Genomic DNA, 18230 nt, shown 5'->3' with positions numbered 1-18230 from the left:
TGCTAGTGGACTACCGGAGCGGCTGGGCGTCAGACGTCGGCCGGGGCGGTCGCGGCGCGCGCGGCGGCGACCAGCCGGTCGGTCTCGGCGGCCACCTCGTCGTCCCCGGTCGGGGTGCCCGGGTCGTAGCGGACCGTCCAGGTCAGCCCGTCCACGCCGGCCACCCGGCGGGCGGCGACCCGCCCGGCGCCGCCGGGCACCTCGTGGTGCGCGGTGTACGCCACCGAGCGGGTGACCCGCGCCCGCACCTGGTGCGGCAGCTCCCCGGGGTCGAGCAGCAGGTACGTCTCGGCCGGGCAGTCGGCCACCACCAGGTAGCCGTCCCGTTCGGCGACCCGCTCCGCCGGCGTGACGGTCAGCTCCCGCCCCGACCAGATCGCCTTGAGGATGTCGTGCCAGCCCAGCCGGTGCCCCCGGCCGGGCAGCCAGAGGCCGAGGTTGCTGGCGACCAGCACGCCGTCGCCGTCGCCCTCGCCGTTGCCGGCCGCGGCCCAGGCGAGCACCCGTTCGTCGGGCGCCAGCGGCGGGCGGTCGGCGGGGGGCAGCTTCGGTTTCCGGTTGAACAGTCCCATCACAGTCCTCCGGCGGCCTGCTCGCGCAGCGCCCGCGCGTGCTGCTCCAGCGAGAGCAGTTCGCCGAAGAGCGCGAAGTACTCGTCCTTGTTGCTGACCGGGTTGATCCGTTGGACCTTGGACTTGAGGTCCTTGATCCGCGCGGTCACCGAACCCCACTGGAGGCGGGCCATGGTGATCGAGACGTAGCGCGGGTCGGGCTCGCCGTCGATGCGCAGCGGCTCGACGGCCAGCTCGCCGACGAGCGCGCTCGCGGCCAGGTCCTCGCAGGCGTCGCGGACCTGCTCGATCCAGACCGCGCCGCCCGTGGCCGCCGCCGCGCCGCCGGCCGAGGCGATGGCCGCCCGCACCGCCACGTGGACGGGGTGGCGGTATTCGGAGGCCTCGACCGCGTCGAACATCGGTCCGGCCAGCACCGGCTCCTGGACGGCGAGCTTGAGCGCCTCCCGCTCGACCATCGACTGCGGACTGTCCACGGCGGGGGCGGCCGGGGCGGGCCGGGCCGAGGCGGGCCGCTCGCCGGTCGGGTGGCCGTTGCCGGCGACCAGCACCGCCCGCTGCACCGGCTCGATCTCCATGCCGAGGTCACCGGCGAGCTTGCGGACGTACTCCGGGCGCTTCTCCCGGTCCTTGATCTTGGCGACCAGCGGGGCGGCCCGGCGCATCGCCTCCACCCGCCCGTCGACGGTGTCCAGGTCGTACCGGTTGATCATGTGGCGCAGCGCGAAGTCGACCAGCGGCTCGCGGCGGGCCACCAGGTCGCGGACCGCCAGGTCGCCCTTGGCCAGGCGCAGCTCGCACGGGTCCATGTTGTCCGGGCTGACCGCGATGAAGGTGCGCCCGACGAAGCGCTGGTCGTCCTCGAACGCGCGCAGCGCGGCCTTCTGGCCGGCGGCGTCCCCGTCGAAGGTGAAGATGATCTCGCCGGCCACCGCGTCGGTATCCAGCAGCAGGCGGCGCAGCACCCCGATGTGGTCCGAGCCGAACGCGGTGCCACAGGTCGCCACGGCGGTGGTCACCCCGGCCAGATGGCAGGCCATCACGTCGGTGTAGCCCTCGACGACGACCACCTTGCCCTGCTTGGCGATCTCCCGCTTGGCCTGGTCGATGCCGTAGAGCACGTGCGACTTCTTGTAGATCGGCGTCTCGGGGGTGTTCAGGTATTTCGGGCCGTCGTCGTCGTCGAAGAGCTTGCGGGCGCCGAACCCGATGACGTCGCCGGTGAGGTCGCGGATCGGCCAGAGCAGCCGGCGGCGGAACCGGTCGATCAGGGAGCCCGACCGGGCCGGTCGGGACAGCCCGGCGGTGACCAGCTCGTCGTGGGTGAAGCCCTGCTGGCGCAGGTGCCTGGTGAGCAGGTCCCAGCCCTCGGGGGCGAAGCCGCAGCCGTACCGGTCGGCGGCGGCCCGGTCGAAGCCCCGCTGGGCCAGGAACTCCCGGGCCGGGCGGGCGCCGGCCGTGGTGAGCTGGGCGCGGTAGAACTCCACCGCGGCCGCGTGCGCGCCGACCAGCCGCTGCCGCTGCCCCTGCTGGGGCCGGCTGCGCGGGGCGGACCGGTCCTCCTCCACGTACCGCAGTTGGATGCCGGCGCGGGCGGCGAGCCGCTCGACGGACTCGACGAAGCTGAGGTGCTCCGCGTCCATCAGGAACTTGATCGCGTCCCCGCCGGCCCCGCAGCCGAAGCAGTACCAGACGTTGCGGGCGGGCGAGACGTTGAACGACGGGCTCTTCTCGTCGTGGAACGGGCAGAGGCCCTTGAGGTTGCCGCCGCCGGCCGACTTCAGCGTGACCGTGTCGGAGATGACCTCGGCGATGGAGGTGCGCTCGCGGACCAGCGCGATGTCCTCGTCCCGGATCCGCCCCGCCATCTCCGCCACCTCCTCGGCGTACATCCTGCCCTGCCGGACCGACGATCCGGTGGTTGGGGGACGCCCCGTGTGGCGAAGGACGCCGCGGCCCGCCGGACCGGCGGGCCGCGCGGTCAGGCGGAGCGGCCCGCGCCGCTGGTCACGTCGCCGATCCGGGGGAACGGCTCGATGGAGAAGACCACCTCGACCGGCACCTCGAAGAACGCGGCGATCCGCAGCGCCAGGTGCAGGCTGGGCCGGAACTCACCCCGCTCCAGGTAGCCGACCGTCTGGTAGTGCACGCCCAGCGCGTCGGCGAGCTGCCGGCGGGAGATGCCCCGCTCGGCGCGCAGCACCGCGATCCGGTTGTGCACGGTCTCGCTCATTGACGCCCTCTCATCCGACCCGCTGCATGGCCCGCTCCCGGCGGGCGGCCACCCGCGAGCCGGATTCCCGGCGGGCCATCCGGCGCAGCACGACCGGCGCCAGCACGAGCCCGAGCACCGCCCACGCGCCGAGCACGCCGAGCGTCTCCAGGTGCCGCCAGGAGCCGTCGAGCTCGACCGCGGCCATGCCGTCGGGCAGCAGCGCCGAACGCATCCCCAACCCTAGCCAGTAGATCGGGAAGACCTGGGCGACGCCCTGCAGCCACCCCGGGTAGCCGTTGATCGGGTAGAAGATGCCGGAGAGGGCGATCAGCCCCATGTTCGGCAGCATGACCAGCCCGAGGTTGCGCGGGTTCTCGATCAGCGCGCCGAGGACCGCGCCCATCGGCAGGGTGGCGACCAGGCCGAGCACCGCCACCCAGAGCAGGGTGAACCAGGCGGACGCGCTGGTCACCCGGAGCCCGTCCAGGAAGAACAGCGCCGGGACGAGCTGGACGGACATGCTCACCAGCGCCACCGTCGACATCAGGATGATCTTGCCGACCAGGTAGCCGAGCATCCCGTTCGGGGTGGCCTTGGCGCGCAGCAGGGTGCCGTCCTCCCGCTCGATGACCAGCTGCGAGGCGAGGACCAGCATGCCGCCGAAGGCCAGCCCCATGCCGAGGGCGCTGGGCAGCGTTCGGGCCCCGAGGGAGAAGGAGGTGCCGGGCACCGTGGAACCGCGCATGAAGAACATGGCGGTCAGCAGGGCCGCGGTCGGGAAGAAGTAGTTCCACAGGTCCTGAGCGTTGGTGAAGGAGTTACGCAGCTCGATCACGCCGCGCTGGACGCCGGCCCGGACGGCCGCCACGGTCGGGTTCATCGGTCGCTGCTCCCCTGCCGCCACACCCGGGTCGCCGTGCCGGCCCGCACCCCGGATTCCTCTTCGTAGACCAGTGCCATGTACGCGTCCTCCAGGCTCGCCCGGCGGACCTCCAGCTCCTGCACGGCGTCGCCGTACTGGCGGAGCAGGTCGCGGACGAAGCCGGTGGCGTCGGCGGCGGAGTGCACGAAACGCTCCCCGTCCCGGGTCCAGCGGATCTCCGCGTCCCCCGCGACCCGACGGGACAGCTCGTCCGGCGAGCCGTCGGCGACGATCCGGCCGCCGGCCAGAATGAGGATCCGGTCGGCCAGCTTCTCCGCCTCGTCCAGGTCGTGCGTGGTGAGCAGGATGGTGGTCTCGTCCAGGTCGGCGAGACGGTGCACCAGCTCGTGGAACTCGCGCCGGGCGGCCGGGTCGAAGCCGACCGTCGGCTCGTCCAGGAAGAGCAGCTCCGGGCGGCCCACGATGCCGACCGCCACATCGAGCCGGCGGCGCTGGCCGCCGGAGAGCTGGTGCACCCGCTTGCCCGCCTGGGGGGCGAGGCCCACGGCGTCCAGCAGGTCGTCGACCGGCCAGGGCCGGCGTATCCGGTCGGTGTCGTACGGGGCGTAGAAGGCGCCCAGGTGGGTCAGCACGTCCCGGACCCGCCACTTGCCGTGATCCCGCCAGGACTGGAGCACCACGCCCATCCGGGCGCGCCAGCGCTCGTCGCCCCGGCCGGGGTCGACGCCGAGGACCCGGACCTCCCCGGCCGAGCGCATCCGGAAGCCCTCCAGGATCTCGATCGTGGTGGTCTTGCCGGCGCCGTTGGGCCCGAGCAGGGCGAGCACCTCGCCGCGCCGGGCGGTGAAGTCGACCCCGTGCAGCACGTCGACGGTGCCGTACCGCATGCGCAGGTCGCGGACGTCGAGGACCAGGCCCTCGTCAGGCGGGTGGGGAGTCGCGTCGACTCCCGGTAGTTGAACCGCGGTCATGACCGCTCCCCCGGGTGTGTCGGATCAGTACCGCGAAATGTAGCACTCCTACTACATTTCGAGGTAGACCGACTTCGTCGGGAATCGGGCTGCGGTTCAGCCCCGGGGACGATGGAACCAGCGGGTCACCGGCGGCGGTTCCTCCTCCTCGTATGACCGGGCGGCGCGCACCGCCGCGGCCAGTCCGGAGCGGCGCGGCCGGGCCCGCGGCTGCACCGCCGGGTCGGTGGCCATCTCCCGGACGAGGGCGACCGCCAGGGCGAGCATCACCACCACGAAGGGCAGCGCGACCAGGATGGTGGCCTGCTGCAGCGCGGCCAGGCCGCCGGCGAGCAGCAGCGCCGCCGCCACCGCGCCGATCAGTACGCCCCAGAGCACCACCACGCCCCGGTGCGGCCGCAGCGCGCCCCGGGAGCTCAGCGAGCCGAGCACCAGCGCGGCCGAGTCCGCGCCGGTGATGAAGAAGAGCGCCACCAGCACCGCCGCCAGCACCGTGGTGACCGTCGCCAGCGGCAGCGCGTGCAGGAGCCCGAACAGGGCGTTCTCGGCGCTCGCCCCGACGTCGGCGACCAGGTCCCGGGTGCCGGTCCGCTGCACCCGCAGGGCGGTGCCGCCCATGATCGCGAACCAGATGATGCTCGCCCCGCTCGGCACCAGCAGTACCCCGGTGACGAACTCCCGGACCGTACGCCCCCGCGAGATCCGGGCGATGAAGATGCCGACGAACGGCGCCCAGGAGATCCACCACGCCCAGTAGAAGATCGTCCACGAGCCCAGCCAGGCCGGATCGCTGAACGCGCCGGTCCGGGTCGACATGACCACCAGGTGACTGAGGTAGTCGCCGACCGAGGCCGGCAGCACCTCCAGCGTGTAGATCGTCGGGCCGGCCACGAAGACGAAGGCCATCAGCCCGGCGGCCAGCACCGCGTTGCTGGTCGACAGCCACTTGATCCCCTTGTGCAGCCCGGTGAACGCGGAGACCACGAAGGCGGCGGTGAGCGCCGCGATCACCACCAGTTCGACGGCGACGCTGTCCGGCACCCCGGTGGCGGAGTCGAGGCCGGCGGTCACCTGGAGCGCGCCGAGCCCCAGGCTGGTCGCCGAGCCGAACACGGTGGCGAAGACCGCGAGCAGGTCGATGGCCCGCCCGACCGGACCGTACGCCCGCGCGCCGAGCAGCGGCTCGAAGGCGGCCGAGATCCGGCTGCCGCGCCCCTTGCGGAACGTCGAGTACGCCAGCGCCAGCGCGGCGATCGCATAGATCCCCCAGGGGTGCAGCGTCCAGTGGAAGAGCGTGTACTGCATGGCCACCGAGGCGGCCTCGGCGCTCTGCGGCTGCACCCCGGCGGCCGGCGGCGGCGACGCGTAGTGCTGGATCGGTTCGGCGACCGCGTAGAAGACCAGGCCGATCCCCATGCCGGTGCTGAACATCATCGACACCCAGGCGAGCGTGCTGAACTCCGGCTCGTCGTCGTCCGCGCCGAGCCGGATCCGGCCGAACCGGGACGCCCCGAGCACCACGGAGAGGACCAGGAAGGCGTCCGCGGCCACCACGAAGAACCAGCCGAACGTGTTGATCACCCAGGCCAGCCCGGACTTGCCGAACCCGGCGAGGGACGTGCCGCCGAACAGGCCCCAGCCGACCACCGCCAGCACCCCGACGACGCCCAGCCACAGGACCACCTGGTCGGTACGCCCCGCACCGGCCGCACTCTCCCCCGCCTGCTCCGCCATGGCCCAATCCTGATCGGACGACGGTTCCCGCCGGGCCGATACCGTGCATCTCCACCCTTGCGGATCTTGGCTACGGTGGGGGCCGCGACCGCGAGGAGGAACGCCGGATGGCCCAGGACACGGACGTACCGCTGACCATCGCCCTCGCCGAGTACGAGCACCTGCGGGAGCTGAGCCGCGCGGTGCACGACCAGTCGGCGGCCCGGTTCACCTTCTTCCTCGCGGTGGCCTCCGCCGCCACCGCCGTCTCCGCGGGGCTGATCACCACCGGCAGCCCGGACGGCCGGGCGCGGCCCGCCGTCCTGGCCGGCGTCGGGGTGCTGGTCCTGCTCCTCGGGATCTCGGTCTTCGCCCGCCAGGTCGAGCTGAACGACCGGGGCCGCCGGTACGCCGTGGCGGCCACCGTGCTGCGCACCTACCTGGCCCGGCGGGCGCCCGACCTGACGGCGTACGTGATGATGCCGACGCTGGACGACCATGGCCCCTTCGCGCCGGAGCCGTTCCGGCGGCACTGGTTCCGCGACCTGGTCAGCCAGGCCGGCATGATCGCCCTGCTCAACAGCGTGCTGCTGGGCCTGGCCGCCGCCCTGGCGGTGCTGGCCGCCGGCCCGCCCTGGCTGGCGGTCACCGTGGCGGCCCTGGTGGTCCCCGGCGCGGTCGCGGCGCACCTGCGGGTCATCCGCCGCCGCATCGCCCGCTCCGCCGACCGGGTCGGCACCGTCCTGGCCGACCGCTGTCTCGCCTCCACCACCGGGTGACACCGGCGCGGCCGGGTGTAGACCCGGCGGCGACGGGGACAACCGGCGCATGTCGGGTGCAGGCGGACCCCGGATCGCGTACCAGCCGGCGCTGGACGGCGTCCGGGCGTTGGCGGTGGCCGCGGTGCTCGCCTTCCACGGCGGGGTGGCGGCGCTCCCCGGCGGATTCCTCGGCGTGGACGCGTTCTTCGTCCTCTCCGGGTTCCTGATCACCTCGCTGCTGCTCGCCGAGCACCGGGACACCGGGCGGATCGACCTGACGGCCTTCTGGGGCCGGCGCATCCGCCGGCTCCTCCCGGCGCTGCTCCTGGTGCTCCTCGTCGTCCTGCTGGTCTCCCGCCGGCTGCTGCCCGGCACCGAGCTGCCCGCGCTGCGCTGGGACGCGCTGGCCGCGCTCGGCTACCTGGCGAACTGGCGGATGGCGCACCGCTCCGGGGACTACTTCGCCGCCACCGGCAGCCCGTCGCCGTTGCAGCACACCTGGTCGCTCGGCATCGAGGAGCAGTTCTACCTGGTCTGGCCGCTGCTGCTGGTGACGCTGCTGGCGTGGACGGCGCCCCGCGCCCGACGACGTGGGGCAGGCGCGCCGCCGTCCCCGCCGGGACTCGGCGGGCTCCGCACGGTGACCCTGCTCGGCGCGGCCGGTTCGGCGCTCGCCGCGGCGGCACTCTTCGCGCCCGGCGCGGTGGACCGGGTCTACTACGGCACCGACACCCGGGCGGTGGCCCTGCTGGTCGGCGCCGGGCTGGCCGTGTCGCTGTCCAGGAGGACGACACCGGCCGGCACGCCGGCGCGGGTGCGGCACCCGGTGCTCGGCGGGCTCGCCCTGGCCGGGGCCGTGGGGACCGGCTGGCTCTGGGCCACCGCCGACGGCGGGGACGGCTGGGTCTACCGGGGCGGCCTCACCCTGGCGGCCCTGGCCGTGGCGGCCGTCATCGCGCACGCCACGGTGAGCCCGACCGCGCCGACCGCCCGGCTGCTCGCGCTGCCCCCGCTGGTCCGGCTCGGCCGGATCTCCTACGGCGTGTACCTCTGGCACTGGCCGCTGTTCCAGTGGCTCACCGGGGAGCGCACCGGGCTGACCGGGGTCGCGCTGCTGGCCGTCCGGTGCGCGGTCACGCTGGCCGCCGCGACCGGGTCGTACCTGCTGGTGGAGCGGCCGATCCGGCGGGCCCGACGGCTGCCCCGCCCGGCGCCGGCGGTGGCGGGCGCGGCGGTCGCCGGGGTGGCCGCGGTCGCCGTGTTCGGCACGGTGCCGCCGGCCCCGCGGTCCCGCCCACCGATCGCGCTGGACGCCCCGGCCGCGGCGGCCGGCGGCGCGCCGGAGTCCCCCGCCTCGGCCCCACCGGCCCGCCGGCCCGGCCGCAAGCCCGGGGCGCCGCGGATCGACTTCCTGGGCGACTCGGTCGCCTGGTCGCTCGGCACCTACCTGCCGCCGCAGGAGAAGCTGACCGTGAGCGTGCGCGCCGTGCAGGGCTGCGGCATCGCCCGCCTGCCGGAGCTGCGCTACCTCGGGGAACCGCATCCCAACTACCCGGGCTGCGAGCACTGGGACGAGCGCTGGCGGCGGGGCGTAGGCGCCGACGACCCGGACGTGGCGGTGATTCTGCTGGACCGCTGGGAGCTGATGGACCGCAGGCTGGACGGGCGCTGGCAGCACGTCGGCGACCCGGCGTTCGACCGGTACCTGACCGGGGAGCTGGACCGGGCCATCGGCATCGCGGCCGAACGGGGTGCCCACGTCACGCTGCTGACCGCGCCGTACACCCACCGGGCGGAGCGGCCGGACGGCGGGCTGTGGCCGGAGGACGGCGCCGACCGGCTGGACGCCTGGAACCGGCTGCTGCGGGCGGCCGCCGAGCGGCACGGCGCGACGGTGCTCGACCTGAACCGGCGGGTCTGCCCGGACGGGCGGTTCACCTGGGAGGCCGGCGGGGTGCGGGTCCGCAGCGACGGCCTGCACTTCACCCCGGAGGGGGTGCAGGAGTGGATCGCCCCGTGGCTGCTGCCCCAGCTCTACCGGATCGCCGTACGGGGCGGGTGACCGGGGCCGCCGCTCAGGCGACGGCCGCCACCTCTTCCGCCTCGACCTGGGCGTTCCAGCCGGCCTTCGTCGAGCGCCAGCCCTCGTCGTCCATGCCGAGCCGCCAGTAGCCGGAGATGGAGAGCGCCTCCCGGGGCACCCCGCGCTCGACCCGCAGCAGCCGGCGCAGCTCCTTGACGTATCCGGCCTCACCGTGGACGAAGGCGTGCACCGCGCCGGGCGGGAACTCCAGGGCGGTCACCGCCGCCACCAGCGCCGCGCCGACCGGGCGACCGGACCGGTGCAACCAGGTCAGCTCCACCGCGGCGGGGCTGGCCAGCGGCAGCTCGTCGGCCGGGCCGTCGACCTCGACGAAGACCTTGGCGGCGGCGCCGACGGGCAGCCGCTCCAGCGCGGCGGCGATCGCCGGCAGGGCGCTCTCGTCGCCGGCCAGCAGGTGCCAGTCGGCGGCCGGGCTGGGGGCGTACGCGCCGCCAGGGCCGGTGAACAGCACCTCGTCGCCGGGGCACAGGGCGGCGGCCCAAGGGCCGGCCAGCCCCTCGTCGCCGTGGTGCACCACGTCGACGGTCAGCTCGGCGGCGGCCGCGTCCCAGGCCCGGACCGTGTACGCCCGCAGCCGCGGCCACTGCTCGCGGGGCAGGTCCCGCTTGAGGGCGGCCAGGTCCACCGGGTGCGGGTAGCTCATCCCGGCCGGCGGGAAGACGAACTTGATGTAGTGGTCGGTGTACGCGCCCACCGGCAGGCCGGTCAGCTCCGCACCGCCCAGCACCAGCCGGATCAGGTGCGGGGTGGGCCGCTCGGTCCGCAGGACCTTCGCGGCGGTGACCTTCTTCGGGCGCTCGCTCATGCTGCTTAGGCTAGCCTAAGCTGTGCCGGCCACCCACTGCTGGTCGGAACCCGCTCAGCCGAGGCCGGGCCGCGCGCCCACCAGGCGGCCGTGCCAGGCCAGCGCCGCCGGGTCGGTGAGGGAGGCGACCTGGTCGATCACCACCCGCAGCCGGGCGGCGTCGTCCGGGGCGTCCCGCCACAGCAGGGCGAAGACCGGGTCCAACCCGTCCGGGGCGCGGTCGATCAGGGCGGCGACCAGCTCGGCGAGGATCTCCCGCTGGCTGGCGTACCGGGGGCCGGCGGCCGGGCGCCGCATCACGTAGCGCAGCGCGATGCCCTTGAGCAGCGCGCACTGCGCCCGGATGCGGCGGGGCACCACCAGGTCGGCGGCGTACCGGCGGTGCGGGCCGGGGCCGAAGCGCTCCTGGGTGGCGGCCACCACGGTCGAGACGAACCGGCCGGTGAGCACGCTCGTGGTCGCCTTCAACGCCGCCTGCGCCCGGTGGCTGCCGTCGTACGCGGCGAGCGGGGCGAGCGCCGGCTCGGCCACCAGCTCGACCAGCACCTCACCGAGGTCGTCCGGGGACTCCCCCGAGTACGCGGCCGCCACGTCGGCGCAGAGCGCCCGCCGCTCGTCGGCGTCCTCCAGCAGCGGGCGCAGGCTCACGTACCCGCCGTGGATGCCGTCCTCCACGTCGTGCACCGAGTACGCCACGTCGTCGGCCCAGTCCATGACCTGCGCCTCCAGGCAGCGCCGGCCGCCGGGCGGGGCGCCGGCGCGCAGCCAGTCGAAGACCGGGCGGTCGTCGGCGTACACGCCGAACTTGCGCTGCCCGGGGCGGCGCGGCCACGGGTACTTGCCGACCGCGTCGAGCGACGCCCGGGTGAGGTTGAGCCCGACGGAGCGGCCGTCCGGGGCGAGGACCTTCGCCTCCAGCCGGGTGAGCACCCGCAGCGTCTGCGCGTTGCCCTCGAAGCCGCCGCAGTCAGCGGCCAGCTCATCGAGCGCGTCCTCGCCGTTGTGCCCGAACGGTGGGTGGCCGAGGTCGTGCGCCAGCCCGGCGGTGTCCACCACGTCCGGGTCGCAGCCCAGCCGCGCCCCCATCTCGCGGGCGATCTGCGCCACCTCCAGCGAGTGGGTCAGCCGGGTACGCAGGAAGTCGTCGGTCCCGGCCGTGTGCACCTGGGTCTTCGTCGCCAGCCGGCGGAACGCCGCCGAGTGCAGCACCCGCGCCCGATCCCGCTCGTACGGCGACCGCCCGTACCCGGTGTCCTTGGGCGCCTCGTCGATCAGGCGCGCCGTGTCGTCCCACCGGCCGCTCAACCGCTATCCCCGCTGCCGCACCGCCTCTGCTCGCGACTGCGGGGCTCGCAAACCCGGCTCACTCCTCGCGCTCACGAAGCACGCAGAACTCGTTGCCCTCCGGGTCGGACAGCACCGTCCACTCGACCCCGCCCTGGCCGATGTCGACGTGCCGGGCGCCCATGTCGACCAGCCGTTCGACCTCGGCCTCCTGGTCCGCCGGGCGCAGGTCGATGTGCAGTCGGTTCTTGGTCGTCTTGGGCTCGGTGACCGGGACGAAGACGATGCCGGGGGCCTGGTCCGGCGCCTTGCGGATCTCCACCTCGTCCGGCTTCTCGGTGATCACCTGGTAGCCGAGCGCCTCGGCCCACCAGTGGGCGAGCCTGGACGGGTCCTGGGCGTCGACGGTCAGGCTCTCCCAGACGCTGGTCATGCGGCCACCCTTCCCGGTTGATCGAACAGTGCGCCCAGGTTACGCCCGAGCGGGTCGATCGGCGCGCCGGGCGACGCGCCGCGACGAGCCGGAGACGGAGACGGGGCCGCCGGCCGGCGCGCCGGCGACCCCGTGTCCGACTCCGATCAGCGGGAGTCGGAGCCGTCGGTCTCCACCACCGCGCGGCCGGCTTCCAGGCGGGCCACCGGGACCCGGAACGGCGAGCAGGAGACGTAGTCCAGCCCGACCTCGTGGAAGAAGTGCACCGAGTCGGGATCACCGCCGTGCTCGCCGCAGACGCCGAGCTTCAGCTCGGGCCGGGCCGCCCGGCCCTCCTCGGCGGCGATCCGGACCAGCCGGCCAACGCCATCCCGGTCGATGGACTCGAACGGCGAGATGCCGAAGATGCCCAGCTCCAGGTAGCGCCAGAAGAACGCGCCCTCGACGTCGTCGCGGGAGAAGCCCCAGGCCATCTGGGTCAGGTCGTTGGTGCCGAAGGAGAAGAACTGCGCCGCCTCGGCGATCTCCCCGGCGGTCAGCGCCGCCCGGGGCACCTCGATCATGGTGCCGATCAGCACCTCGACGCCGCTGTCCGCGACCACCTCGGCGATGATCTTCTCCGCCTCGGCACGTACCGTCTCCAGCTCCTGGACGGCGCCGACCAGCGGGACCATGATCTCCGGCTTGGCCACCGCGCCGTCGCGGGTGACCGCGACCGCGGCCTCCGCGATCGCCCGGACCTGCATGGCGAAGAGACCGGGGATGACCAGGCCCAGCCGTACGCCGCGCAGGCCGAGCATCGGGTTCTCCTCGTGCATCCGCCGGACGGCGGCGAGCAGCGCCTCCTCCTTGGCCACGTCCTCGCCACGCTCCTGGGCGACCGCGACGTTGACGGCGAGCTGCTCCAGCGGGGGCAGGAACTCGTGCAGCGGCGGGTCGATCAGCCGGACGGTGACCGGCAGCCCGTCCATCTCGCGGAAGATCTCCACGAAGTCCTCCCGCTGCAACGGCAGCAGGGCGGCCAGCGCGGACTGCCGCTCGTCGTCGGTGCGGGCCAGGATCAGCCGCTCGACCAGCTCCCGGCGGTCGCCGAGGAACATGTGCTCGGTGCGGCACAGCCCGATGCCCTCGGCGCCGAACCGCCGGGCCCGCGCCGCGTCGGCGCCGGTGTCGGCGTTCGTCCGGACCGCCAGCCGCCGCTTGGCGTCGGCGTGCGTCATGATCCGGTGTACGGCCCGGACCAGCGCGTTGTCGACGTGCTCGGGGTCGAGGCTGCCCTCGAAGTACTGCACCACCTCGGACGGCATGACCGGCACCTCGCCGAGGTAGACCTTGCCGGTGGTGCCGTCGATGGAGACGATGTCGCCCTCGTTGACGGTCTGCCCGGCCACGGTGAACTTCTTGGCCGGGATGTTGACGTCCAGCTCGTCGGCACCGGAGACGCAGGTCTTGCCCATGCCGCGGGCCACCACGGCGGCGTGGCTGGTCTTGCCGCCGCGCGAGGTGAGGATGCCCTTGCTGGCGATCATGCCGTTGAGGTCGTCGGGGTTGGTCTCCCGGCGGACCAGGATCACCGACTCCCCCTCGGCGGCCAGCTCGACCGCGCGGGCGGAGGTGAAGACCACCTTGCCCGACGCCGCGCCCGGCGACGCCCCGATGCCCTTGGCCACCGGCCGGAACTCGTGGTCGAGCCGGAACCGGGGGAACATCAGTTGGGCGAGCTGCGCACCGTTGACCCGGTGCAGCGCCTCGTCCGGGTCGATCAGCCCCTCGTCGACGAGCTGGCCGGCGATCACGAAGGCCGCGGCGGCGGTGCGCTTGCCGACCCGGGTCTGCAGCATCCAGAGCTTGCCGCGCTCGATGGTGAACTCGATGTCGCAGAGGTCCTTGTAGTGCTCCTCCAGCCGGGCCATGAAGCCGAGCAGCTCGTCGTAGGACTTCTTGTCGAGCTGCTCCAGCTCCTGCAACGGCACCGTGTTGCGGATGCCGGCGACCACGTCCTCACCCTGGGCGTTGGCCAGGTAGTCGCCGTAGATGCCCTGCGCGCCGCTGGCCGGGTCCCGGGTGAAGGCGACGCCGGTGCCGGAGTCGGGGCCAAGGTTGCCGAAGACCATGGACACCACGTTGACCGCGGTGCCGAGGTCGGCCGGGATCCGCTCCTGCCGGCGGTAGACCACCGCACGCTCGGCGTTCCACGACTCGAAGACCGCGCGGATGGCCAGGTCGAGCTGCTCGCGCGGCTCCTGGGGGAACTCCCGGCCGGTGTGCTCGGCGAAGATCTTCTTGTACCCGTCGACCAGCCCGCGCAGGTCGTCGGCGTCGAGGTCGAGGTCGTTCTTCGTACCCTTGGCGCGCTTGGCCTCTTCGAGCGCGTGCTCGAACTCCTCGCCCGGCACGTCGCAGACGGTCTTGCCGAACATCTGGATCAGCCGGCGGTAGGAGTCCCAGGCGAACCGGTCGTTGCCGCCGGCCTGCGCGCTGAGTCCGACGACACTCCGGTCGTTGAGGCCGACGTTGAGGACGGTCTCCATCATGCCGGGCATGGAGAACTTGGCGCCGGAGCGGACGGAGACCAGCAGCGGGTCCTGCGGGTCGCCGAGCCTGCGGCCCATCTCGCGCTCCAGGGACTCCAGGTGCGCCTCGATCTGGGCGGCCAGCCCGTCCGGCTCCCGGCCGGTCGCCAGGTACGCCTTGCAGGCCTCGGTGGTGATGGTGAAGCCGGGCGGGACCGGCAGGCCGAGGTTGGTCATCTCGGCCAGGTTGGCACCCTTGCCGCCGAGCAGGTCCTTGAGCTCCTTGTTGCCCTCGGCGAAGTCGTAGACGTACTTGTGATCGACCGAATCTTGCGCTGCCACCAGAGCCTCCCACGCCCGCCGGAATTGACACTTAACGAAGGTTCAGTTGCCTCATACCCCGGGGCCGACCGCCGGTAATCCCGGCGTCATCAGCGATCGGTGGGCGAAGGTTAAGCGAAGTTCGAGTGACCTGGGACCGTTCGGTGACAATAGGCACAGCCATCACAACTTTCCGCGTTCGTGCAGGTTTCTGGGAACGCTTCCACGCGCAGGATCACGCAATCCCGGCTCCCCTCGTACTCTTGACGGCACTGGTTCTGCTGAACCTGATTTTTGCCATATCCCTCGCGAATACACCCCCGGAGCCGTCGCCGTGCCGCCCACCCCTTCCGCCACCCCCGCCACCGGCCCGGGCCCGCTCGGCGCGGCCGCGCTCGGCCCGGACGTGGCGGCGCTCCCGACCGACCCGGCCGGCCTCCCGGCGCAGGAGCCGGCGGCGGCCGACCTCGCCCGGGCCGCCGCGCGGACGGCCGGGGATCTGCTCGCCCCGCCGGCCCCGGTCCGGCTGGGCGACGTGATTCCGGCCCCCGAACGGGTGGCGCCGGACCCGACGGCCGATTTCGTGCTTTCCGAGGACGCGGCGATCCGGGTCAGCCCCGACCCGGCCGCCCGGGACGTCGCCGCGCAGCTCGCCGAGCTGCTCCGGCCCGCGACCGGCTACCCGGTGCCGGTCACGGAGGTGGCCGACGACGCGACCGCCGGGCACCTGGTGCTCACCCTGTCCGGCCCCGCGGCTTCGGCTTCGGCTTCGGCTTCGGCTTCGGCTTCGGCTTCGGCTTCGGCTTCGGCGGGAGAATCCGCCCCGGACCGGCCGGGCGGCGAGGGCTACCGCCTGCACGTCACCCCCGCCGAGGTCCGGATCATCGCCGCCACCGCGGCCGGCCTCTTCCACGGCGTGCAGACGCTGCGCCAACTGCTGCCGTCCTCGATCGACAGCCCGGTCCCGGTGGCCGAACGCTGGGTGGTGCCCGGTGGGCTGATCGTCGACCGGCCCCGGTTCCCCTACCGCGGCGCGATGCTCGACGTGGCGCGGCACTTCTTCGGCGTGGCAGACGTGCTCCGGGTGATCGACCATCTGGCCCGGTACAAGCTCAACCACCTGCACCTGCACCTCACCGACGACCAGGGCTGGCGGATCGCCGTCGACTCCTGGCCCCGGCTCGCCACCGTCGGCGGCGCCACGGAGGTGGGTGGCGGCCCCGGCGGCTGGTACACCGCCGCCGACTACCGCCGGATCGTCCGGTACGCCGCCCGCCGACACGTCACCCTCGTGCCGGAGATCGACCTCCCCGGTCACACCAACGCGGCGCTGCTCGCGTACCCGGAGCTGGCGCCGGACAAGGTCGCGCCGGCGCCGTACACCGGCACCGAGGTCGGCTTCAGCTACGTGGACCCGGCCGACGAGCGGACGTACGACTTCGTGGCCGACGTGCTCGGCGAGGTGGCCGCGCTCACCCCCGGGCCGTGGCTGCACATCGGCGGCGACGAGGCGTTCAAGGTGAAGGGCGAGGCGTACACCGGCTTCATCGAGCGGGCGCAGCGGATCGTTGCCGCCACCGGGAAGACCGTGGTCGGCTGGCACCAGCTCGCCCCGGCCGCGCACCTGGACGGGCGGGTGCTCCAGTGGTGGGGCACCAATGGCGACGACCCGGTGGTCGCCGAGGCGGTACGCCGGGGCGCCCGGCTGATCCTCTCCCCCGGCAACCACGCCTACTTCGACATGAAGTACGCCCCGGACACCCCCATCGGGCACGACTGGGCCGGCCTGATCGACGTACGGCGGTCGTACGACTGGGACCCGGGGGCGCACCTCGCCGAGGTGCCGGCGGAGGCGGTGCTCGGCGTCGAGGCGCCGCTCTGGACCGAGTCGGTCACCTCGCTGGCGGAGATCGAGTTCATGCTGCTGCCCCGGCTGCCCGCCCTCGCCGAGCTGGCCTGGTCACCTCGGGCGGCTCACGACTGGGCCGGGTTCCGGGACCGACTGGCCGGCCACGGCCCGCGTTGGGACAGGGCCGGGATCGCGTTCCACCGGTCCCCGGAGATCCCGTGGGCCGCCGAGCCGGCGCAACCGGCGGTGCCGCGCCAACCGACCGCCGAGGTGGCGGATCGGGCCTCTGTCCCCGTCCGCCCCGACCCGGCCGCAACGCCCGGGCCGCCGCCCGCCACGAACGGAGCGTGACGGCCTACGGCCGAACCCATCGCCGTACGCCCAGTGACCGGTTTCCTGGGGAAGGCGACACGCTGTTCGCCTTCCCGACCCGTCGCAGACCCCTGACCAGGCCTCTCCTACTCGACCGCCCCGACCGACGACCACCCCTCGGCCCCGCTTTGCTCTGCTTCAGCGGACGCAACAGTTACCGATCGTGTCTGTTGCCTATGGTGAAGCAGAGCAAAGTGAGCGATGGGGATGGTTGGCCAGCAGAGCAAGGGTGACCGTCCGTAGCTCGACGGGGCGGCCGCACGTTGGGACGGGTGTTCCTGGAGTCCGGGTCGCCCGGCCGAAGTCACGCCACCCCAGGCTCGCGCCTCGCGCCCGGACGGCTGGCCGGTGTGTACCGGATATCCGGATCGGCACGGCCCCGACTGCGCGTGGTGTCCGGTTTGGGGCGGGCCGTCCGGTGGTCCGGCCACCCCGGCGGTGGAATGGGGGCCGGGGTCGGGGCGTTGTACCTGGCATGCCACCGCGGGTCTGCCCGGTGGTAGGGCCCAGAGCCCTGGCCGTGGGGAACACCCGGCCGCCCGGCCCGGTTACCTCCCCTGGAACGCCGGCCTTCCAGCCGGAACCGCAGGGAGCCCGTGAGCCTGGTGGAATGCCTGGCCGGCCCGGGTGGTTACATCCCCCTGGACGCCCGAGCAGGCCCCCGGCCGCCGGGCAGATCCCCCTCAAGACTTTCCCCCCGTTTTTGCGCGCACCACCGCACCCCCGTGCGGGACCCCCGAGCAGAGGAGCACGCCATCATGCGTACCGATCTGATCCGTAAGACCGCTCTGACCGCTGCCGGCCTCGCCGCCACCGCCGCCGGCATCGCCGGCCCGGCCATCGCCGCCCACGCCGCCCCCGCCGAGAAGGCCACGGCGCAGGTGCACACCGACCGCAAGCAGACCGACCGCAAGCACAGCGAGCGGGAACTCAACGTCCGCTACGCCGCGCAGCCGAACTTCTACTACTGCGGCCCCGCCGCCACCCGCAACGCCCTGTCCGTGCAGGGCAAGGACATCAACGTCGACGCCATGGCCAAGGAAATGGGCACCACCGAGGCCGGCACCAACAGCGTCAACGACATCACCCCGGTCCTGAACAAGGAAACCGGTAAGGACGTCTACCACAGCGTCGAAATCCGCGACGCCAAGGCCGACGACAAGCAGACCGACAAGCTGCGCACCGACATCGTCGCCACCGTCGACGACGGCCGGGCCGTGGTCGCCAACATCGCCGGCACCGCCGTCGACACCGACGGCACCGTCCACTCCTTCGAAGGCGGGCACTACATCAGCGTCGTGGGCTACCGCGACGGCGGCCACACCGTCACCATCGCCGACTCGGCCGACCCGAACATGGCCTCCTACCGCATCAGCGTCGACAACCTCGCCGACTGGATCGCCACCCGCGGCTACACCGCCTCCTGACCCACCG

The 18230-nt window shown here is 73.6% G+C and carries 14 protein-coding genes; 4 read left to right on the top strand and 10 right to left on the bottom strand.

Annotated features, from left to right (window positions below):
- Positions 1 to 29 precede the first annotated feature (29 nt).
- From GA0070613_RS16240 to GA0070613_RS16215, 6 genes are all read right to left on the bottom strand, one after another.
- Positions 30 to 572 carry a hypothetical protein gene (locus tag GA0070613_RS16240; protein WP_089013077.1) on the bottom strand — a complete coding sequence of 181 codons (543 nt, stop codon included), beginning with the start codon at positions 570 to 572 and terminating at the stop codon, positions 30 to 32.
- Complete coding sequence (gene dnaG, locus GA0070613_RS16235; protein ID WP_089013076.1) at positions 572 to 2464, bottom strand: DNA primase; 1893 nt, start codon at positions 2462 to 2464, stop codon at positions 572 to 574. Before dnaG ends, GA0070613_RS16240 begins: the two co-directional genes overlap by 1 nt.
- An 89-nt stretch (positions 2465 to 2553) precedes the next feature.
- On the bottom strand, positions 2554 to 2805 hold the full coding sequence (locus GA0070613_RS16230; RefSeq protein WP_089013075.1) for a helix-turn-helix transcriptional regulator: 252 nt from the start codon (positions 2803 to 2805) through the stop codon (positions 2554 to 2556).
- Positions 2806 to 2815: 10 nt separating this feature from the next.
- Complete coding sequence (locus GA0070613_RS16225) at positions 2816 to 3667, bottom strand: ABC transporter permease (RefSeq protein WP_089015983.1); 852 nt, start codon at positions 3665 to 3667, stop codon at positions 2816 to 2818.
- Positions 3664 to 4641, bottom strand: coding sequence for an ABC transporter ATP-binding protein (locus tag GA0070613_RS16220; RefSeq protein ID WP_089013074.1), 978 nt, complete (start codon positions 4639 to 4641; stop codon positions 3664 to 3666). Before GA0070613_RS16220 ends, GA0070613_RS16225 begins: the two co-directional genes overlap by 4 nt.
- A 96-nt stretch (positions 4642 to 4737) precedes the next feature.
- Positions 4738 to 6375, bottom strand: coding sequence for a BCCT family transporter (locus tag GA0070613_RS16215; protein ID WP_089013073.1), 1638 nt, complete (start codon positions 6373 to 6375; stop codon positions 4738 to 4740).
- Between the two features lie 107 nt (positions 6376 to 6482).
- Here GA0070613_RS16215 and GA0070613_RS16210 point away from each other — a divergent pair, with 107 nt between their 5' ends.
- Complete coding sequence (locus tag GA0070613_RS16210) at positions 6483 to 7133, top strand: hypothetical protein (RefSeq protein WP_089013072.1); 651 nt, start codon at positions 6483 to 6485, stop codon at positions 7131 to 7133.
- Between the two features lie 49 nt (positions 7134 to 7182).
- A complete protein-coding gene (locus GA0070613_RS16205; RefSeq protein WP_089013071.1) occupies positions 7183 to 9177 on the top strand; it encodes an acyltransferase family protein in 1995 nt (664 codons plus the stop codon).
- Between the two features lie 13 nt (positions 9178 to 9190).
- Here GA0070613_RS16205 and GA0070613_RS16200 read toward each other — a convergent pair whose 3' ends face one another.
- From GA0070613_RS16200 to ppdK, 4 genes are all read right to left on the bottom strand, one after another.
- On the bottom strand, positions 9191 to 10024 hold the full coding sequence (locus GA0070613_RS16200) for a siderophore-interacting protein (RefSeq protein WP_089013070.1): 834 nt from the start codon (positions 10022 to 10024) through the stop codon (positions 9191 to 9193).
- Between the two features lie 54 nt (positions 10025 to 10078).
- Positions 10079 to 11329, bottom strand: a complete 1251-nt coding sequence (locus GA0070613_RS16195) for a deoxyguanosinetriphosphate triphosphohydrolase (RefSeq protein ID WP_089013069.1) — start codon at positions 11327 to 11329, stop codon at positions 10079 to 10081.
- Positions 11330 to 11387: 58 nt separating this feature from the next.
- Positions 11388 to 11741, bottom strand: a complete 354-nt coding sequence (locus GA0070613_RS16190; RefSeq protein WP_089013068.1) for a VOC family protein — start codon at positions 11739 to 11741, stop codon at positions 11388 to 11390.
- A gap of 146 nt (positions 11742 to 11887) precedes the next feature.
- Positions 11888 to 14596, bottom strand: coding sequence for a pyruvate, phosphate dikinase (ppdK, locus tag GA0070613_RS16185; protein WP_089013067.1), 2709 nt, complete (start codon positions 14594 to 14596; stop codon positions 11888 to 11890).
- 385 nt (positions 14597 to 14981) lie between these two features.
- On the opposite strand from ppdK, the gene GA0070613_RS16180 reads away from it, so the two are divergent.
- On the top strand, positions 14982 to 16775 hold the full coding sequence (locus GA0070613_RS16180) for a beta-N-acetylhexosaminidase (RefSeq protein WP_231929835.1): 1794 nt from the start codon (positions 14982 to 14984) through the stop codon (positions 16773 to 16775).
- Positions 16776 to 17554: 779 nt separating this feature from the next.
- On the top strand, positions 17555 to 18223 hold the full coding sequence (locus GA0070613_RS16175; RefSeq protein ID WP_089013065.1) for a C39 family peptidase: 669 nt from the start codon (positions 17555 to 17557) through the stop codon (positions 18221 to 18223).
- The last annotated feature ends 7 nt before the right edge of the window (positions 18224 to 18230 follow it).

The organism is Micromonospora inositola (genome assembly GCF_900090285.1).
GTDB classification, from domain to species: Bacteria; Actinomycetota; Actinomycetes; order Mycobacteriales; family Micromonosporaceae; genus Micromonospora; species Micromonospora inositola.
The sequence above is the reverse complement of the archived record's forward strand: the minus strand, read 5'-3'. Positions and strand labels throughout refer to the sequence as shown.